Genomic DNA, 17,691 nt, shown 5'->3' on the forward strand with positions numbered 1-17,691 from the left:
TTCAGCGAGCAAAAGGGCAGGTGACATCGTTGTCAAGTGGACGGCGGCATCTTGTCCGCAAGCCTGTCCGGGCGCTGCTCCACCCGATCTACACTCACTCGCTGTGACGGCCCGGATCCCGCCCCCGGTGGGCACGCCCGCGGGCATGCGCGTGCTGAACCAGCGCGCGGTGCTCGACCGGCTGCGCGCCGGCGGTCCGGCGACCAGGCCGCAGATCGCCAAGGACACCGGGCTGTCCAAGCCCACCGTGGGCCAGGCGCTGCTCGACCTGGAGCAGCACGGCCTGGTGCGCCCCATCGGCCGCACCTCGACGGGGCCGGGCCGGTCGGCGGTGCTCTTCGAGCCGAACCCGGCGGCGGGCCACGTGCTCGGCGTGGACATCGGCAGGCAGCGCATCCGGCTGGCCGTGGCGGACCTGGCCGGTTCGGTCATCGCGCGGGTGGACGAGCGCAACCGGTGCCGCTCGGCGACCGCGCTGGTCCGCACGGTGCGCGAGCTGGCCGCGCGCACGGCGGCCGAGGCCGGCCTGTCGCTCGCCGACCTGGTGGTGAAGGTCGTCGGCACGCCCGGCGTGCCCGACCCGCGCGACCGGGCGCTGCACCACGCGCCGAACCTGCCCGGCTGGGAGCGACCGGGCCTGCTGGACGACCTGGAGGCCGGGCTGGGCGCGGGCCTGGTGGTGGAGAACGACGCCAACCTGGCCGCGGTGGGCGAGCGGGAGCACGGCGCGGCGCGGGGCGCGGACGTGTTCGTGTGCCTGACCGTCGGCACGGGCATCGGCATGGGGATCGTGGTGGACGGCCGGCTGTTCCGCGGCGCGCACGGCGCGGCGGGCGAGGTCGGCTACCTGCCCCACCCCGGCCAGTCCGAGGAGGACGGGCGGCAGCGCGGCCAGGCGGAGGCGGCCGCGGCGGCGGGGTCGGTGGTGGCGCTGGCGAAGCGGCGCGGGTTCCCGGCGCGGTCGGCGCGCGAGGTGTTCGCCGCGGCGAAGGCCGGAGACGAGCGGGCGCTGGCGGCGGTGCGCGACGAGGCCGAGCGGCTGGCCTTCGTGGTGGCGTCGGTGGTGGCGGTGGTCGACCCGGAGCTGGTGGTCCTCGGCGGTGGCGTGGGCAGCAACACCGACCTGCTCCAGGAGCCGCTGGAGGCCGCGCTGCGACGGGTGACGCCGCTGGTGCCGCGGATCGTGGCGGGCGAGCTGGGCGACGCCGCGGTGCTCAGCGGCGCGATCGCGATGGGGTTGCGGTTGGCGCGGGAGTTGGTGTTCGACCGGCGCGGCAGCGTGACTGGCTCTGGGTAGTCGAGTGGCCGTCACCTGGTGATTCACTCGAACGTCGTAAGTTCCAACTCACCGGTAATGACGTAGCGTCACGGTTGCCTCCTCCTGGAGGGTGGTGTTGTTCCTTCCGTTGTAGAAGGGGAGTCGGTAGGGGAGTACGGGGGACGTGGTCTCCTACCGACCGTGCCACGGGGCAGGTGCCGCGCCCGCCAACACCTGCCCCGGGTACGCAACGGGGGTCCCCGGGCGCGATGGGCACGGGCGCGCCGCGGCGGTCAGCTCGGCAGGGGAGCCGCGCCCCGCTCGGTGATCAGCTGCTGCATGTACGTGCTCTCGGCGGTCTGCGACTTGAGCATGTTGTCCGCCAGCGTGCGCACGACCGACTGGCCCGCGTGCGTGGCCGCGTACTCGGCCATCGGCGCGCCGCCCTTGTGGTGGCGCAGCATCAGCTGGAGGAAGTAGACGTCGAACTCGACGCCGCTCATCGTCCGCAGCTTCGCCAGCTCCTCCGGCGAGGCCATGCCCGGCATCGGCGCCGAGTCGGCCGATCCCGCCCCGGAGTGGCCGTGCGTGGAGGACGTCATCCACCACATGTGCCTGCCGTCGGGCGACTGCTCGGGGTAGCCCCAGAGGAACAGCCAGCCCTTCATCCGGCCGGCCTGCTCCAGCTGGGTGGAGGAGATGTCGAACGCGAGCTGCTCGATGGCCGGGTCGGCGGTCCGGTCGCGGGCGATGTTGGCCATCTGCACGCCCTGGAGGTGGTGCGCCGACATGTCCTGCGTGAACCCGACGTCCACGGAGTCGCGCGCGGGCGTGGAGCTGTGGTCCGCGCCCGGCAGCTTGACCAGCAGCCCGATGGCGGCGCCGAGCAGGAGGACGGCGACCACGGCGACCGACACGACGGCCACCCTGGTCGCGGTCACCCCGCGGGCGGGGGCGACCTCCTCCTGCTCGGCGTCGGCCACGGTCAGCTGCCCGGCGTGGAGCTGGCGGCCGGTGCGTCCGAGGCGGGCGGCATGCCGCTCTCCTCGGCGGTGGCGTCCTTGCCGCCGTCCATCGGGACGGCGTCGGCGCCCGGGGCCTCCGCGACGAACGCGGGCGGGTTGGCCACGTCGAAGGTCGGGGACTCGCAGGACGCGCCGACCTCGGGGTAGGTGTACTGGTTGCGCCGCAGCGACTGGATGAACTGGTCGATGCGCTCGTCGTCGGCGTTGTCCAGCTTCAGCTGGTGGCCCCACGCCTGGAGCGAGATCGGCTTGTCCAGGCCGGGGTAGGGCGACAGCATCGTGAACGGCTGCCCCTCGGCGCGGGTCTTCAGCTTGTCCAGCGCCTCGCCGCTGACCTGGTCCGGGTTGTACGCGATCCAGACGGCGCCGTGCTCGAGCGGGTGCACCATGTTCTCGTTGCGGACGGCCTTCTCGTACACCGTGCCGGTGCAGTCGGCCCACACGTTGTCGTGCGGACCGCCGAAGGGGGGCGACTGGTCGTAGGCGACCCGCTGGGTCGCGTCGACGTGCTTGCCCTCCTTGTACTCCGTCTTCACCACGCCCGCGATCTTGTCCGAGGGGTCCTTGTTCTCCTCGGACGGCGTCCACTGGGCGAGCGCCTCTTCCTTCGCGCTCTGCTCGGAGATCTGCGCGTACGCGTAGCCGAACACGGTGCCGGCCAGGGCCAGCACGGCCACCACCGCGATGATGGTGCCCCAGGGCTTCGGCTTCTTGGCCACCACCGAGGAGCGCGCCGCCGCAACGCTGGAGCGCGCGGCCTTCGTCTTCTTGCCGCTGGTCATGTCCGCCTCAGTCTCGTCATACGCCCATGCCGCGGGCCAGTGTAGGGACTCCGTGTCTGGTCACCGTCAACTGGCTGTCACGCGCGGTGGTCACCCAGGGTGGGCATTCCCACTTCGCGGGACGCCCATCCCGGTCGAGACCAGCGGGAACGCTTCCCTAGACTTGTCGGGTGACTCCCGCTGCGCTCGCTGAACTGGTCCGTGCGACGGCCGTGGACGTGCTGTCCTCCCGCGGCCTCGACCCCGCCGCCCTGCCCACGGCGGTCACCATCGAGCGTCCCCGCAACCCCGAGCACGGCGACTACGCCACGAACCTGGCCCTGCAGACCGCCAAGAAGGTCGGCGTGACGTCCCGCGACCTGGCCGGCTGGCTCGCCGACGCGCTGACCGGCACCGACGCCATCTCCTCGGTCGAGGTCGCGGGCCCCGGCTTCCTGAACCTGCGGCTGGCCGCGGACGCCCAGGGCGCGATCGTGCGCGACGTGCTGAAGGCCGGCGAGGCCTACGGCCGCGGTGACCAGCTCGCCGGCACCCGGATCAACCTGGAGTTCGTCTCGGCGAACCCCACCGGCCCCATCCACCTGGGCGGCACCCGCTGGGCGGCGGTCGGCGACGCGCTGGGCCGCGTCCTGACCGCCAACGGCGGCGAGGTCACCCGCGAGTACTACTTCAACGACGCGGGCGCGCAGATCGACCGGTTCGTCCGGTCCCTGGTCGCCGCCGCGAAGGGCGAGCCCGCGCCGGAGGACGGCTACGCGGGCGGCTACATCAGCGACATCGCCGCCGAGGTCCTCCGGCAGGAGCCCAGCGCCCTGACCTCGGAGGACTCGCACGAGGTGTTCCGCCGCATCGGCGTGAACCTGATGTTCGAGGAGATCAAGAAGGACCTGCACGACTTCGGCACGGACTTCGACGTCTTCTTCCACGAGGACTCGCTGCACCGCTCCGGTGCCGTCGCGAAGGCCGTCGAGCAGCTCAAGGGCTCCGGTGCGCTGTACTTCGAGAACGGCGCCTGGTGGCTGCGGTCCACCGAGTTCGGCGACGACAAGGACCGCGTGGTCATCAAGAGCGACGGTGACCCCGCGTACATCGCCGGTGACATCGCGTACCTGGTGGACAAGCGGTCGCGCGGCTTCGACCTGTGCATCTACATGCTCGGCGCGGACCACCACGGCTACATCGGCAGGCTCAAGGCCGCCGCGTCGGCGCTGGGCGACGACCCGGCGTCGGTCGAGGTGCTGATCGGCCAGCTCGTGAACCTGGTCAGCGACGGCAAGCCGGTCCGGATGAGCAAGCGCGCCGGGACCGTGATCACCATGCAGGACCTGGTGGACGCGGTCGGCGTGGACGCCGCCCGGTACGCGATGACCCGCTCGTCGGTCGACTCGTCCCTGGACATCGACCTCGACCTGCTGCGCAAGCGCAGCAACGACAACCCGGTGTTCTACGTGCAGTACGCGCACGCCCGGCTGTCGTCGCTGCTGCGCAACGCCGCCGACCTGGGCGTCACGCCCGGCGACGCGGTCGACCTGCTCGTCCACGACCACGAGGGTGACCTGATCCGCACCCTCGGCGAGTTCCCGCGCGTCGTCGCCACCGCAGGCGAGCTGCGCGAACCGCACCGCGTGGCGCGCTACCTCGAGGAGCTGGCGGGCACGTACCACCGGTTCTACGAGGCCTGCCGCGTGTTGCCGCGGGGCGACGAGGAAACGACCGAACTCCACCGCGCCAGGCTCAGCCTGTGCGCCGCCACCCGCCAGGTGTTCGCCAACGGCCTCGGGCTGCTCGGCGTGACCGCTCCGGAGCAGATGTGATGCGCGCCCACCCCGCCGGTCCCCGGCACGCCGACGTCCTCGTCCCCTCGAACACGGCGGGCAACCGCCCGGCCACGACCGCCGAGCTGGACGCGCTGCACCCGCAGGTGTGGCCGCGCAACGCCGAGCGCGGCGCCGACGGCGCGGTCCGCCTGGGCGGCGTGGACGTGCGGCAGCTCGCCCAGGAGCACGGCACCCCGCTGTTCGTGATGGACGAGGCCGACTTCCGCTCGCGCTGCCGCGAGCACGCCGAGGCGTTCGGCGACCCGACCCGGGTGCACTACGCGTCCAAGGCGTTCCTGTCCGTGGCGGTGGCCCGGTGGGTCGCCGAGGAGGGCCTGAGCATCGACGTGGCCAGCGGCGGCGAGCTGGCCGTCGCGCTGCGCGCCCAGTTCCCGCCGGAGCGGATCGCGCTGCACGGGAACAACAAGTCCGTCGGCGAGCTGACCGCCGCCGTCGAGGCCGGGGTCGGCGCGGTCGTGCTCGACTCGTTCTTCGAGATCGCCCGGCTCGACCAGGTCGCCCGCGAGCACGGCCGGGTGCAGCCGGTGATGATCCGGGTGACGGTGGGCGTCGAGGCGCACACGCACGAGTTCATCGCCACCGCCCACGAGGACCAGAAGTTCGGCTTCTCGCTGTCCTCCGGCGACGCGGCCGAGGCGGCGCGCCGGGTGCTGAAGTCCGAGGGGCTGCGGCTGGTCGGCCTGCACAGCCACATCGGCTCCCAGATCTTCGACGCCAGCGGCTTCGAGGTCGCCGCGCGCCGGGTCGTGGGGCTGCTCGCGCAGCTGCGCGACGAGCACGGCGACGGCATCCTCGACCACGTCACGACCGTGGACCTCGGCGGCGGCCTCGGCATCGCCTACACCCCCGACGACGACCCGCCGCCGCCCGCCGAGCTGGCCAGGCAGCTGCACAACATCGTGGCCAAGGAGTGCGAGCACGCCGGGCTGCCCGTGCCGGCGATCGCGGTCGAGCCCGGCCGCGCCATCGTCGGCCCCGGCACGGTGACGCTGTACGAGGTGGGCACCATCAAGGACGTCCAGCTCGACGCGGGCGCGGTCCGCCGGTACGTGAGCGTGGACGGCGGGATGAGCGACAACATCCGCACCGCGCTCTACGACGCGGTCTACGACTGCAAGCTGGTCTCCCGGCCCGCCGGCGAGTCGGCGGGCGCGGTGCTGTGCCGGGTCGTGGGCAAGCACTGCGAGTCCGGTGACGTGGTCGTGCGCGACTGCTGGCTGCCCGAGGACCTCGCGCCGGGCGACCTCATCGCGGTCGCCGCGACCGGCGCGTACTGCTACTCCATGGCCAGCGGCTACAACCGGCTGCTCCGGCCCGCGCTGGTCGCGGTCGAGGACGGCGAGGCCCGGTTGCTGCTGCGCCGGGAGACCGAGGAAGACCTGTTCCGCCTGGAGGTATGAGAAGTGGCAAGCCACGAGGGACAACCGATCCGGGTCGCGCTGCTGGGGTGCGGCACCGTCGGCACCGAGGTGGTCCGGCTGCTCACCGACCAGGCGGCCGACCTCACCGCGCGCGTCGGCGCGCCGGTCGAGGTGGCCGGCATCGCCGTGCGCAAGCCGAACAAGCACCGCGAGGTGCCCGCGGAGCTGCTGACGACGGACGCCGAGGCCCTGGTCTCCTCCGCCGACGTGGACGTGGTCGTCGAGGTCATCGGCGGCATCGAGCCCGCCCGCACGCTGCTGCTGACCGCGCTGCGCGCGGGCAAGTCGGTGGTGACGGCGAACAAGGCGCTGCTGGCCGAGCACTCGGGCGAGCTGTTCGAGGCCGCCGACGCCTCCGGGGCCGACCTGTACTTCGAGGCGGCCGTGGCGGGCGCGATCCCGCTGCTGCGCCCGCTGCGCGAGTCGCTGGCCGGCGACCGCATCACCCGGGTGATGGGCATCGTCAACGGCACCACGAACTTCATCCTCTCGGGCATGGACTCGACGGGCGCGAGCTACGCCGAGACCCTGGAGGAGGCGACCCGGCTCGGGTACGCCGAGGCGGACCCGACCGCCGACGTGGACGGGTTCGACGCCGCGTCCAAGGCCGCCATCCTCGCCTCGCTGGCCTTCCACAGCCGGGTCACGGCCGCCGACGTGCACCGCGAGGGCATCGCCTCGGTCAGCGCGGCCGACATCGCCGCCGCCAAGGCGCTGGGCCGCACGGTCAAGCTGCTGGCCATCTGCGAGCGCGTGGCGCAGGACGACGGCGAGGGCATCTCGGTGCGGGTGCACCCGGCCATGATCCCGACCTCCCACCCGCTGGCGGGCGTGCACGGCGCGTTCAACGCGGTGTTCGTGGAGGCCGACGCGGCCGGCGAGATGATGTTCTACGGTCAGGGCGCGGGTGGCGCGCCGACCGCCAGCGCGGTGCTCGGCGACCTCGTCGCCGTGGCCCGCAACCGGGTTCACCGCGGGCGCGGCCCGCGTGAGTCGGCCTACGCGGGCCTGCCCGTGCGGCCGATGGGCCAGACGCCCACGCGTTATCACATCAGCCTCGACGTCGCCGACCGGGCGGGCGTGTTGTCGCAGGTGGCGGCGGTGTTCGCCGAGCACGACGTGAGCATCGCGGCGGTGCGGCAGGAGGGGCGGGTCGACGACGCCAGCCTGGTGATCGTCACCCACGCCGCGACCGACGCGGCACTGCGGTCGACCGTGGACAAAATCGGCGGGCTGCCCGTGGTTCGGGAAGTGGTCAGCGTGATGAGGGTGGAAGGCGAAGAGATTTGACGCCGCGAGCGACCGTCGGCGCAGCCGACAACCAGACGACCGCGCGGCCGGGGTGGCCGGGCATCATCCGCGCCTACGCGGACCGGATCCACCTCCCCGAGGGCGCGCGGGTCGTCACCCTCCACGAGGGCGGCACGCCCCTGGTGGCCGCCGGGCACCTGTCGGAGCTGACCGGCTGCGACGTCTACGTCAAGGTCGAGGGCGCGAACCCGACCGGCTCGTTCAAGGACCGCGGCATGACCGTGGCCATGACGCACGCCCTGGCCAGCGGCATCCGCGCGGTGATCTGCGCGTCGACCGGCAACACCTCGGCGAGCGCCGCGGCGTACGCGGCCAAGGCGGGCCTCACCGCCGCCGTGCTCGTGCCCCGCGGCAAGATCGCGCTGGGCAAGCTCGCCCAGGCCGTCTCGCACGGCGCCCGGATCCTGCAGATCGACGGCAACTTCGACGACTGCCTGGAACTGGCGGCCAAGACCTCGACCGAGTACCCGATCACGTTGGTCAACTCGGTCAACCCGGTGCGGCTGATCGGGCAGAAGACCGCCGCGTGGGAGATCTGCGACGTGCTGGGCCGCGCGCCCGACGTGCACTGCCTGCCCGTCGGCAACGCGGGCAACATCACGGCGTACTGGCGCGGCTACTCCGACTACGCGGCCGACGGCGTGACGTCGTCCACGCCCCGGATGTTCGGCTTCCAGGCCGCGGGCTCCGCGCCGCTGGTGCTGGGCAGGCCGGTGGCGGACCCGGAGACCATCGCGACCGCGATCCGGGTGGGCAGCCCGGCGTCGTGGACCGGCGCGGTGGCCGCCAAGGAGGAGTCCGGCGGCCTGTTCGAGGCCGTGACGGACGAGAAGATCCTGGAGGCGTACCGGCTGCTGGCCTCGACCGAGGGCATCTTCGTCGAGCCCGCGTCCGCGACCAGCGTGGCGGGCCTGCTGGCCACGGCCGCGGACGGCAGGCTGCCCCGGGGCTCCACGGTCGTCTGCACGGTCACCGGCCACGGCCTCAAGGACCCCGACACGGCCCTGCTCGGCATGCCCGAGGTGGCGCCGGTGCCGGTGGACCCCGAGGCCGTCGCGACCGCCCTGGAGCTGGCGTGACGCGTGGTGTCCGCGTCACCGTGCCCGCGTCCACGGCGAACCTCGGCTCCGGCTTCGACGCGCTGGGCATGGCGCTGGGCCTGCACGACGAGCTGGAGTTCGCCGTGACCGGCGGCGGCCTGGAGGTGGAGGCATCCGGTGAGGGCGCCGGCTCCGTGCCGACCGACGAGCGGCACCTGGTCGTGCGGGCCTTCCGCGCGGCCTGCGAGCTGGTCGGCGTCGAGGTGCCGGGGCTGCGGCTGACGTGCCGCAACGCCATCCCGCACGCCAGGGGCCTCGGCTCCTCGGCGGCGGCGGTGGTGGCCGGCGTGGCGGCCGGGTTCGCCCTGGCCGGTCGCGAGTCGGACACGAGCGCGTTGCAACTCGCAGCGGAGTTCGAGGGCCACGCCGACAACGCGGCGGCGGCCATGTTCGGCGGGGTGGCGATCGCGTGGACGCACGGTGACCGCTACCGCGCTGTTCGTGTGGAACCGCACCCCGGTGTGACGCCGGTCGTGCTCGTGCCGGAGGAGGAGTCCTCCACGCACGCCACCCGGGGGCTGCTGCCGTCCAAGGTGCCGCACGAGGACGCGGCGTTCGCCGCCGGCCGGTCCGCGCTGGCCGTGCACGCGCTGGCCGCGGACCCGTCGCTGTTGCTCGACGCGCTGGACGACCGGCTGCACGAGCCGTACCGGGAACCGGCCTGGCCTGCGACGACGCGCCTGGTGCGGTCGCTGCGGGAGGCCGGGGTGGCCGCCGCGGTGTCCGGGGCGGGACCGGCGGTCCTGGCCCTGCCACCGGACGGGGTGCTCCCGCCCCGGGTGGACACGACGGGGTTCGAGACCCGCCGGGTGCCGGTCGACCTGGGCGGGGTCCGGGTTGCGCCACTCGGCTGAGCGACGCGACGCGCCGTGCCCCGGTTGTTGCACCCGGCCGGACCGGCGTCTACCCTCGGGGCCATCAGTCACCGCGCGCACGGGCGCCGGTGTGGTGCCCGGACGTTCGTTCCGGATCGCATTCCTCCAGTGACTTGGCTCTGTGCCGTACGGACGGGGCCGACGCTGGAAGGCACCCGCTCGCCGTGTGACCGAAGTCCCGTACCGGAGGACTCCGCTTTCGTGCGCGTTCCGCGCCGTCCGAGGTCCGCCTGCACCGGGGCGAAACTGCCGGGCCGCATTCCGTCGGACGGCAGGTCCGCTGGGTCGCGTAGGAGGCGCGACCCGGTCAGGAAGGACATGTGTGACCAACACCGATGTACTGAGCAGCCAAGCTCCTGCTGCTCCCGCCGCTGCCAGTTCCGGAGCCGAGGAGAACGCTCTGACCACCACTTCGAACGGCAGCGCCACGCCGCGCAAGCGCGCGGGCCTCTCCGGGATGGTGCTGGCCGAACTCCGTGAACTCGCGGGTCAGCTGGGCATCACCGGCACGGCCGGCCTCCGCAAGGGCGACCTGATCGCCGCCATCAAGGAGCGGCAGGGCGGCACCTCCGGTCGGGGCAGTGCCGCGACGCCGCCCAAGGCCGAGAAGAAGGCCGAGGCGCCCAAGGCGGTCGTCGAGAAGGCGCCCGTCGCGGAGAAGGCCGTCGAGGCTCCCGCGGTGGACAAGCCGACCCAGCAGCAGCTCGACGTGGCCGAGCGGCCCGCGGAGGAGGAGGGCGGTCGTCGGGGCAACCGCCGCCGCCGTTCCGCCAACCGGCCCGCGGGCAGCCCCGAGGCGCCGGCCGCGGACGACCGGCAGGCCCCGCCGCAGGCGGACCGGCCCGCCCAGTCCGACCGCTCCCAGGGTGACCGCTCCCAGTCCGACCGCTCCCAGGGCGACGGCCGCCAGGGCGAGCGGTCCGAGCGGCCGGAGCGCGGCGAGCGGCAGGACCGCCCCGAGCGGGGCGACCGGTCCGACCGCGGTGACCGCCAGGACCGCTCCGAGCAGCGCGAGCAGCGCCAGGACCGGGGCGAGCGCGGCAACCGGGGCGACCGGTCCGACCGCGGCGACCGGCAGGACCGGGGTGGTCGGGACGACCGGGGCGACCGGGGTGGCCGCGACCAGAACCGCAACCGCCAGCAGAGCGGGCCGGACGACGGTGACGAGGAGGGCGGCCGTCGCGGTCGCCGCTTCCGGGACCGCCGCCGCCGCGGTGGCCGCGGTGACGACGGCGGCCCCACCACCGACACCGAGGTGCGCGAGGACGACGTCCTGCTGCCCGTGGCGGGCATCCTCGACGTGCTGGAGAACTACGCGTTCGTCCGCACCTCGGGCTACCTGGCCGGGCCGAACGACGTCTACGTGTCGTTGTCGCTGGTCCGCAAGTACGGGCTGCGCCGCGGCGACGCCCTGATCGGCGCCGTGCGGCAGCCGCGCGACGGCGAGCAGCAGCGCCAGAAGTTCAACCCGCTCGTCCGGGTGGACAAGATCAACGGGCTCGACCCGGAGGAGTCCCGCAACCGGCCGGACTTCACCAAGCTGACCCCGCTGTACCCGAACGAGCGACTGCGGCTGGAGACCGAGCCGCACATCCTCACCACGCGCGTCATCGACCTGGTGATGCCGATCGGCAAGGGCCAGCGCGCCCTGGTCGTGTCGCCGCCGAAGGCGGGCAAGACCTCGGTGCTCCAGGCGATCGCCAACGCGATCACCAAGAACAACCCCGAGTGCCACCTGATGGTGGTGCTGGTGGACGAGCGCCCGGAAGAGGTCACCGACATGCAGCGGTCGGTGAAGGGCGAGGTCATCGCCTCCACCTTCGACCGCCCGCCGTCGGACCACACCACGATCTCGGAGCTGGCCATCGAGCGGGCGAAGCGCCTCGTCGAGATGGGTCACGACGTGGTCGTGCTGCTGGACTCGATCACCCGCCTGGGCCGTGCCTACAACCTCGCGGCCCCCGCGAGCGGCCGGATCCTGTCCGGTGGTGTCGACTCGACCGCGCTGTACCCGCCCAAGCGGTTCCTGGGCGCGGCCCGCAACATCGAGGGCGGCGGCTCGCTGACCGTCATCGCGACGGCCCTGGTCGAGACCGGGTCCGCGGGTGACAGCGTGATCTTCGAGGAGTTCAAGGGCACCGGCAACGCCGAGCTCAAGCTCGACCGCAAGATCGCGGACAAGCGGACCTTCCCGGCGGTGGACGTGGACTCGTCCGGCACCCGCAAGGAGGACCTGCTGCTCTCGCCCGACGAGCTGGCGGTCATGCACAAGCTGCGCCGGGTGCTGCACGCGCTGGACAGCCAGCAGGCCATCGACCTGCTGCTGGACCGCCTGCGCAAGAGCCGCACGAACATCGAGTTCCTGATGCAGGTGGCGAAGACCACCCCGGGCGCGGACAACGACTGACCGCGTTCGACCCACCGAAGGCCCGTCCGGCGTGCTCGCCGGGCGGGCCTTCGGCGTGGTGGGGGACCGCGGGGTCGGGGAGGCTTCGTCCGGGCGCGTTCAGCAGGGTGGCGCGGGCGAGACGAGGCCCGCCTCGGCCAGCTCGGCGGTGCGGCGGCGCTCGTGGAAGTACCGGGCGACCAGCAGCGCGGTGACGGGCACGCCGAGGCACGCCACGACCACCGCGGGCACCCGCACGCCGTCCACCAGCACGCCGAGGACCACCACGGCGGCCGGGTACGGCCGGCGCAGCCACCGGCGCTGCCACGGCGCGCTCCACAGCACCGCGCCCGACGTGGCCAGGGCGACGGCGGCGCCCGCGCCGAACAGCGGGCTGGACAGCGCCAGGGGGCCGGGTGCCCCGAGCAGCAGGCCGCCCAACCCGGTGAGGCCGAGGACGGCGATGCCGAACACGAACGGCACGGCGAGCCACGTGGTCAGCGGCAGGGGACGCCCGACGGTGCAGAACACGCGGCCAGTGTGGCGTCCACACCGCACCGAGCGCTGCTCTCTGTAGTTCAGCGGTTACCTCGTGCGCCAAATGGTCGACCACCATCGGCGAGCGGTTGTGACGCCGCACACCGGGAACAACGGCGGTCCACCTGGCGTTGCAGCGGGTGTCAGCCGATCTGGCACACTGTCGGGTCGAGTCCGGCTCCGGTTCACCTCGAGGATTCCCGACGAGGACCCGGCGGCCACTTAGGAAAGGGACAAGACGTTGAAGACCGGCATTCACCCCGAGTACGTGACGACCCAGGTCACCTGCAACTGCGGCAACACCTTCAGCACGCGCAGCACCCAGTCGTCCGGCGCCATCCACGTCGAGATCTGCTCGAACTGCCACCCGTTCTACACGGGCAAGCAGAAGATCATGGACACCGGTGGCCGGGTCGCGCGCTTCGAGGCCCGCTACGGCAAGCGCGCCAAGTAGTTGCCAGAACGGCGTCCACCCCGAATCCGCGGGTGGGCGCCGTTGTCGTCTCCACACCCTTTCCGCCAGACGTTGAGACCGGAGCGAGACCGTGACGCTGGACGCCCTGCTGGCCGAGCACGCCGAGCTGGAAGCCAAGCTCGCCGACCCCTCGGTGCACGCCGACCAGGCGGGCGCGCGCAAGCTCGGCAAGCGCTACGCGGAGCTGACCCCGATCGTGAAGGCCGCCCGTGAGCTGGAGCAGGCGCAGTCCGACCTGGAGACCGCGCGGGAGCTGGCCGCCGAGGACCAGTCGTTCGCCGAGGAGGCCGAGGAGCTGGCCAGGGCCGTCCCCGCGCTGGAGTCCAAGCTGACCGAGCTGCTCCTGCCGCGCGACCCGCACGACGGCGCGGACGTGGTGCTGGAGATCAAGTCCGGTGAGGGCGGCGAGGAGTCGGCCCTGTTCGCCGGCGACCTGCTGCGCATGTACCTGCGGTACGCCGAACGGCACGGGTGGAAGGCCGAAGTGCTCGACGGCACCGACTCCGACCTGGGCGGCTTCAAGGACGTCACGGTGGCCATCAAGAGCCGCGCCGACACCCCGGACGGCGTCTGGTCGCGGCTGAAGTACGAGGGCGGCGTGCACCGCGTGCAGCGGGTGCCCGTGACCGAGTCGCAGGGCCGCATCCACACCTCCGCCGCGGGCGTCCTGGTGTTCCCCGAGCTGGACGAGGTCGAGGTCGAGATCGACGAGAACGACCTGCGCGTGGACGTGTTCCGCTCGTCCGGCAAGGGCGGGCAGAGCGTCAACACGACCGACTCGGCGGTCCGCATCACGCACCTGCCCACCGGCATCGTGGTCTCCTGCCAGAACGAGCGCAGCCAGCTCCAGAACAAGGCGCGCGCGATGCAGGTGCTCCAGGCGCGGCTGACCGCGTTGGCCGAGGAGAAGCAGCAGCAGGAGGCGTCCGACGCCCGCCGCTCGCAGATCCGCACGGTCGACCGGTCCGAGCGGGTCCGGACCTACAACTTCCCGGAATCGCGCATCTCCGATCACCGCGTTGGGTACAAAGCCCATAACCTGGACCAAGTGCTCGACGGCGACCTCGACGCGGTGCTGGACGCGTTGGCGGCGGCGGACCGCGCGGAGCGCCTCGCCGGCGGGTGAGGCGGAGAGTAGGGGGCTCGCGATGGCGGAAATCCTGGTGAACCCGCGCAGCGCCCCCCTCGACGCCGTGCTCGGGATCCGCGTGGTCGACCTGCCACCCGACGAGCGGGTCGTGGTGAGCGCCTCGACGGGCGACTGGGCCTCCTCGGCGGTGTTCCTGGCCGACGAGCGGGGCGTGGTGGACCTCGCGCGGCACGCGCCGGTCGAAGGCGACTACTCCGGTGTCGACCCGATGGGCCTGTTCTGGTCGATGACCCGCACGGGTGAACCGGCCGGCCCCACGCTGGTCGAGGTCGTCGGGGTCGGCAAGGTGGAGCTGGAGCGGCGGACCGTGCCCGAGGGGGTGCGGCGGACCGAGGTGCGCGAGAACGGCCTGGTCGGCGTGCTGTACGAGCCCGACGACGGCGAGGCGCACCCCGGCGTGCTGGTGCTGGGCGGCTCGGAGGGCGGCCTGCGCGAGCCGGACGCGGCGCTGCTGGCCGGGCACGGGTTCGCGGCGCTGGCGCTGGCCTACTTCGGACTCCCCGACCTGCCCGACGACCTGGTCGAGGTCCCGCTGGAGTACTTCGGGACCGCGCTGGACCTGCTCGCCTCGCGCCCGGGCGGCTCGGCGGAGGGTGGCCCGGTGGCGGTCGGTGTGGTCGGCGGGTCGCGCGGCGGTGAGCTGGCGTTGCTGATCGGTGCGACGTTCCCGCAGGTCAAGGCCGTGGTGAGCGTGGCGGGCAGCGGGGTCGTGACGCAGTGCGTCGGACCGGGCGCGCGGCTGCTGCAGAAGCTGGAGCACGAGGGCGCGTCGTGGACGTGGCAGGGCAGGCCGCTGCCGTACCTGCCGTACTCCGTGCCCGGGGAGCTGCGCCGGCAGGTGGTCGCGGGCGAGCCCGTGGCGCTGAGGGCGGCGTTCGACCTGTCCGACGGCATCCCCGAGGACACCGAGATCCCGGTCGAGCGCATCGAGGGCGGTGTGTTGCTGCTCTCACCCGGTCGGGACGAGTCGTGGCCGGCCGAGGAGCTGGGCGAGGTCGCGTGGCGCCGGTTGACCGCGGCCGGGCACGGGCACCGGCACGAGCACGTGGTGTACCCCGAGGCAGGACACCTGATCGCGGGCCCGCCGCACCGGCCGCTGACCGAACTGGTGGTCCCCGGGCCGGGCGTGGCCTTCTCGACGGGCGGCTCACCCGCCGCCACGGCCGCCGCGCGCGCCGACGCCTGGCGCCGGACCGTTGAGTTCTTGTCGGACCAACTGGGCACCTAATGTGTGATTCATGAGCGCACACTTTGACGTCGTGGTCCTCGGTGCGGGGCCAGGCGGGTACGTCGCCGCGATCCGGGCCGCCCAGCTGGGGCTGAAGACGGCGGTCATCGAGGAGCGTTACTGGGGCGGGGTGTGCCTGAACGTGGGCTGCATCCCGTCCAAGGCCCTCCTGCGCAACGCGGAGCTCGCGCACCTGTTCACCCACGAGCAGAAGACCTACGGCATCCAGGTCGACGGCTCGGTGAAGTTCGACTACGGCGCCGCCTACGAGCGCAGCCGGAAGGTCGCGGACGGGCGCGTCAAGGGCGTGCACTTCCTGATGAAGAAGAACGGCATCACCGAGTACAACGGTCGGGGGACGTTCGTCGACGCCAACACCATCCAGGTGGGTGACGAGACCGTCACGTTCTCGCACGCGATCATCGCGGCCGGCGCCACGACCCGACTCCTGCCGGGTACGAAGCTGTCCGACCGGGTGGTGACCTACGAGGAGCAGATCCTGTCGCAGGACCTGCCCGGGAGCATCGTCATCGCGGGCGCCGGCGCCATCGGCGTCGAGTTCGCCTACGTGCTGCACAACTACGGCGTGAAGGTCACCATCGTCGAGTTCCTCGACCGGGTGGTCCCGCTGGAGGACGCCGAGGTGTCCGCCGAGCTGGCCAAGCGGTACAAGCGGCTCGGGATCGACGTGCGGACGTCCACGAGGGTCGAGTCCATCGACGACTCCGGGCCGAGCGTGCGGGTCACCGTCTCCAAGGACGGCGTCGAGGAGGTGCTGGAGGCCGACAAGGTGCTCCAGGCCATCGGGTTCCAGCCGCGGGTCGAGGGCTACGGGCTGGAGAACACCGGCGTCGGGCTCACCGAGCGCGGCGCGATCGCGGTCGACGGCCGCGGGCGCACCACGGTGGAGAACATCTTCGCGATCGGCGACGTGACGGCCAAGCTGATGCTGGCCCACGCCGCCGAGTCGATGGGCATCATCGCCGCGGAGACGATCGCGGGCGCGGAGACCATGGAGCTGGACTTCGTGATGATCCCGCGGGCCACCTACTGCCAGCCGCAGATCGCGTCGTTCGGGTGGACCGAGGCGCAGGCGCGCGAGCGCGGGTTCGACGTGAAGGTGGCGAAGTTCCCGTTCACCGCGAACGGCAAGGCGCACGGCATCGGCGACTCCGGCGGGTTCGTGAAGCTGATCAGCGACGCCAAGTACGGCGAGCTGCTCGGCGGCCACCTGATCGGACCGGACGTCACCGAGCTGCTTCCGGAGCTGACGCTGGCCCAGCAGTGGGACCTGACCGTGCACGAGGTGGCGCGCAACGTGCACGCGCACCCCACGTTGGGCGAGGCGGTCAAGGAAGCGGTCCACGGCCTGGCCGGCCACATGATCAACTTCTGATCCCCCTACCCTTGGCGCATGACCAGACACCCGCTGCGGCTGGCGATCATGGAAGCGGAACGCATGCTGGCCGCGGCGGGTGTGGACAGTCCGCGCGCGGACGCGGAGCTGCTGGCCGCGCACGTGCTCGGCGTCGAGCGGTCGCGGCTGGCGCTGATCCCGATGGTCGACCCGCCCGTCGTGGAGGCGCTGCACCAGGCCGTCCGGCGGCGCACGACGCGCGTGCCGCTGCAGCACATCACCGGGTGGGCGCACCTGGGCGGGATCGACGTGGAGGTCGGTCCGGGCGTGTTCATCCCGCGCCCGGAGACCGAGCTGATGCTGGAGTGGGGGCTGTCCACTGTGGAGTCGGACGCCCCGGTGGTGGTGGACCTGTGCACCGGGTCGGGCGCGTTGGCGTTGGCGGCGGCGCACCGGCTGCCGCACGCGTCCGTGCACGCGGTGGAGCGCCACCCCTCGGCGCTGTCGTGGGCGCGGCGCAACGCGGAGGCCCGTGCGGCGGCGGGTGACACGCCGATCACGCTGCACGCCGGTGACGTGACGTCGCCGGACGTGCTGGCGGACCTGGACGGTCAGGTCGACCTGGTGCTGTGCAACCCGCCCTACGTGCCGGAGGGGACCGAGGTGCAGCCGGAGGTCGCCGAGCACGACCCGCGCGAGGCGGTGTTCGGCGGACCGGACGGGCTGGAGGTGATCCGGCACGTCGTGGCGGTGGCGGCGCGGTTGCTCAAGCCCGGCGGGTACGTGGCGATCGAGCACGACGACAGCCACGGGAACATCGTGCCCGCGCTGCTGGGGACGCGGCGGGTGCTGACCGACATCGAGGACCACCGGGACCTGGCGTGGAGGCCGCGGTTCGCGACGGCGCGCCGGGTGCCCTGAGCCGGGTGCCCTGACGGGTGGGGAGCC

General features: G+C 72.9%; 15 protein-coding genes. 12 read left to right on the forward strand and 3 right to left on the reverse strand.

What is annotated here, in order from left to right:
* Positions 1 to 145 precede the first annotated feature (145 nt).
* Positions 146 to 1,297, forward strand: a complete 1,152-nt coding sequence (locus ACIGNX_RS23295) for an ROK family protein (protein ID WP_396542936.1) — start codon at positions 146 to 148, stop codon at positions 1,295 to 1,297.
* Positions 1,298 to 1,551: 254 nt separating this feature from the next.
* Here ACIGNX_RS23295 and ACIGNX_RS23300 read toward each other — a convergent pair whose 3' ends face one another.
* Together ACIGNX_RS23300 and ACIGNX_RS23305 are read right to left on the reverse strand one after the other, a co-directional pair.
* Positions 1,552 to 2,241 (reverse strand): DUF305 domain-containing protein, encoded by a 690-nt coding sequence (locus tag ACIGNX_RS23300; protein WP_396542789.1) that lies wholly within the window; start codon positions 2,239 to 2,241, stop codon positions 1,552 to 1,554.
* Between the two features lie 2 nt (positions 2,242 to 2,243).
* Positions 2,244 to 3,065, reverse strand: coding sequence for a DUF3105 domain-containing protein (locus ACIGNX_RS23305; RefSeq protein ID WP_396542790.1), 822 nt, complete (start codon positions 3,063 to 3,065; stop codon positions 2,244 to 2,246).
* A gap of 170 nt (positions 3,066 to 3,235) precedes the next feature.
* Here ACIGNX_RS23305 and argS point away from each other — a divergent pair, with 170 nt between their 5' ends.
* The 6 genes from argS (at position 3,236) to rho (ending at position 12,017) form a co-directional block, all read left to right on the forward strand.
* Positions 3,236 to 4,879, forward strand: coding sequence for an arginine--tRNA ligase (argS, locus tag ACIGNX_RS23310; protein ID WP_396542791.1), 1,644 nt, complete (start codon positions 3,236 to 3,238; stop codon positions 4,877 to 4,879).
* Positions 4,879 to 6,303 (forward strand): diaminopimelate decarboxylase, encoded by a 1,425-nt coding sequence (gene lysA / locus ACIGNX_RS23315; RefSeq protein WP_396542792.1) that lies wholly within the window; start codon positions 4,879 to 4,881, stop codon positions 6,301 to 6,303. Before argS ends, lysA begins: the two co-directional genes overlap by 1 nt.
* 3 nt (positions 6,304 to 6,306) lie before the next feature.
* A complete protein-coding gene (locus tag ACIGNX_RS23320; protein ID WP_396542793.1) occupies positions 6,307 to 7,614 on the forward strand; it encodes a homoserine dehydrogenase in 1,308 nt (435 codons plus the stop codon).
* Positions 7,611 to 8,714, forward strand: a complete 1,104-nt coding sequence (gene thrC, locus ACIGNX_RS23325; RefSeq protein ID WP_396542794.1) for a threonine synthase — start codon at positions 7,611 to 7,613, stop codon at positions 8,712 to 8,714. Before ACIGNX_RS23320 ends, thrC begins: the two co-directional genes overlap by 4 nt.
* Complete coding sequence (gene thrB / locus ACIGNX_RS23330) at positions 8,711 to 9,589, forward strand: homoserine kinase (RefSeq protein ID WP_396542795.1); 879 nt, start codon at positions 8,711 to 8,713, stop codon at positions 9,587 to 9,589. The genes thrC and thrB overlap by 4 nt, the downstream gene beginning before the upstream one ends.
* A gap of 343 nt (positions 9,590 to 9,932) precedes the next feature.
* On the forward strand, positions 9,933 to 12,017 hold the full coding sequence (gene rho, locus ACIGNX_RS23335; RefSeq protein ID WP_396542796.1) for a transcription termination factor Rho: 2,085 nt from the start codon (positions 9,933 to 9,935) through the stop codon (positions 12,015 to 12,017).
* A 99-nt stretch (positions 12,018 to 12,116) separates the two neighbouring features.
* Here the strand turns inward: rho and ACIGNX_RS23340 are convergent, their stop codons facing one another.
* Positions 12,117 to 12,527 carry a hypothetical protein gene (locus ACIGNX_RS23340; protein WP_396542797.1) on the reverse strand — a complete coding sequence of 137 codons (411 nt, stop codon included), beginning with the start codon at positions 12,525 to 12,527 and terminating at the stop codon, positions 12,117 to 12,119.
* 247 nt (positions 12,528 to 12,774) lie between these two features.
* Here ACIGNX_RS23340 and rpmE point away from each other — a divergent pair, with 247 nt between their 5' ends.
* The 5 genes from rpmE (at position 12,775) to prmC (ending at position 17,664) form a co-directional block, all read left to right on the forward strand.
* Positions 12,775 to 12,987 (forward strand): 50S ribosomal protein L31, encoded by a 213-nt coding sequence (rpmE, locus tag ACIGNX_RS23345; RefSeq protein ID WP_396542798.1) that lies wholly within the window; start codon positions 12,775 to 12,777, stop codon positions 12,985 to 12,987.
* A gap of 91 nt (positions 12,988 to 13,078) precedes the next feature.
* Entirely contained in the window at positions 13,079 to 14,134 is a 1,056-nt protein-coding gene (prfA, locus tag ACIGNX_RS23350) for a peptide chain release factor 1 (RefSeq protein WP_396542799.1), read from the forward strand.
* A gap of 22 nt (positions 14,135 to 14,156) precedes the next feature.
* Entirely contained in the window at positions 14,157 to 15,386 is a 1,230-nt protein-coding gene (locus ACIGNX_RS23355; RefSeq protein ID WP_396542800.1) for an acyl-CoA thioester hydrolase/BAAT C-terminal domain-containing protein, read from the forward strand.
* A gap of 10 nt (positions 15,387 to 15,396) precedes the next feature.
* The gene (lpdA, locus tag ACIGNX_RS23360; RefSeq protein WP_396542801.1) at positions 15,397 to 16,782 is read left to right on the forward strand and encodes a dihydrolipoyl dehydrogenase; all 1,386 of its coding nucleotides are present in this window, start codon (positions 15,397 to 15,399) and stop codon (positions 16,780 to 16,782) included.
* 18 nt (positions 16,783 to 16,800) lie between these two features.
* Complete coding sequence (gene prmC, locus ACIGNX_RS23365; protein ID WP_396542802.1) at positions 16,801 to 17,664, forward strand: peptide chain release factor N(5)-glutamine methyltransferase; 864 nt, start codon at positions 16,801 to 16,803, stop codon at positions 17,662 to 17,664.
* The last annotated feature ends 27 nt before the right edge of the window (positions 17,665 to 17,691 follow it).

The sequence above is a fragment of the Actinosynnema sp. NPDC053489 genome (assembly GCF_044544865.1).
Classification (GTDB): domain Bacteria; phylum Actinomycetota; class Actinomycetes; order Mycobacteriales; family Pseudonocardiaceae; genus Actinosynnema.

Coding starts and splice junctions, on each gene's coding strand:
- ACIGNX_RS23295 (WP_396542936.1), top strand. CDS start 146: ATGCGCGTGCTGAACCAGCGCGCGGTGCTCGACCGGCTGCGCGCCGGC.
- ACIGNX_RS23305 (WP_396542790.1), bottom strand. CDS start 3,065: ATGACCAGCGGCAAGAAGACGAAGGCCGCGCGCTCCAGCGTTGCGGCG.
- lysA (WP_396542792.1), top strand. CDS start 4,879: ATGCGCGCCCACCCCGCCGGTCCCCGGCACGCCGACGTCCTCGTCCCC.
- ACIGNX_RS23355 (WP_396542800.1), top strand. CDS start 14,157: ATGGCGGAAATCCTGGTGAACCCGCGCAGCGCCCCCCTCGACGCCGTG.
- lpdA (WP_396542801.1), top strand. CDS start 15,397: ATGAGCGCACACTTTGACGTCGTGGTCCTCGGTGCGGGGCCAGGCGGG.
- prmC (WP_396542802.1), top strand. CDS start 16,801: ATGACCAGACACCCGCTGCGGCTGGCGATCATGGAAGCGGAACGCATG.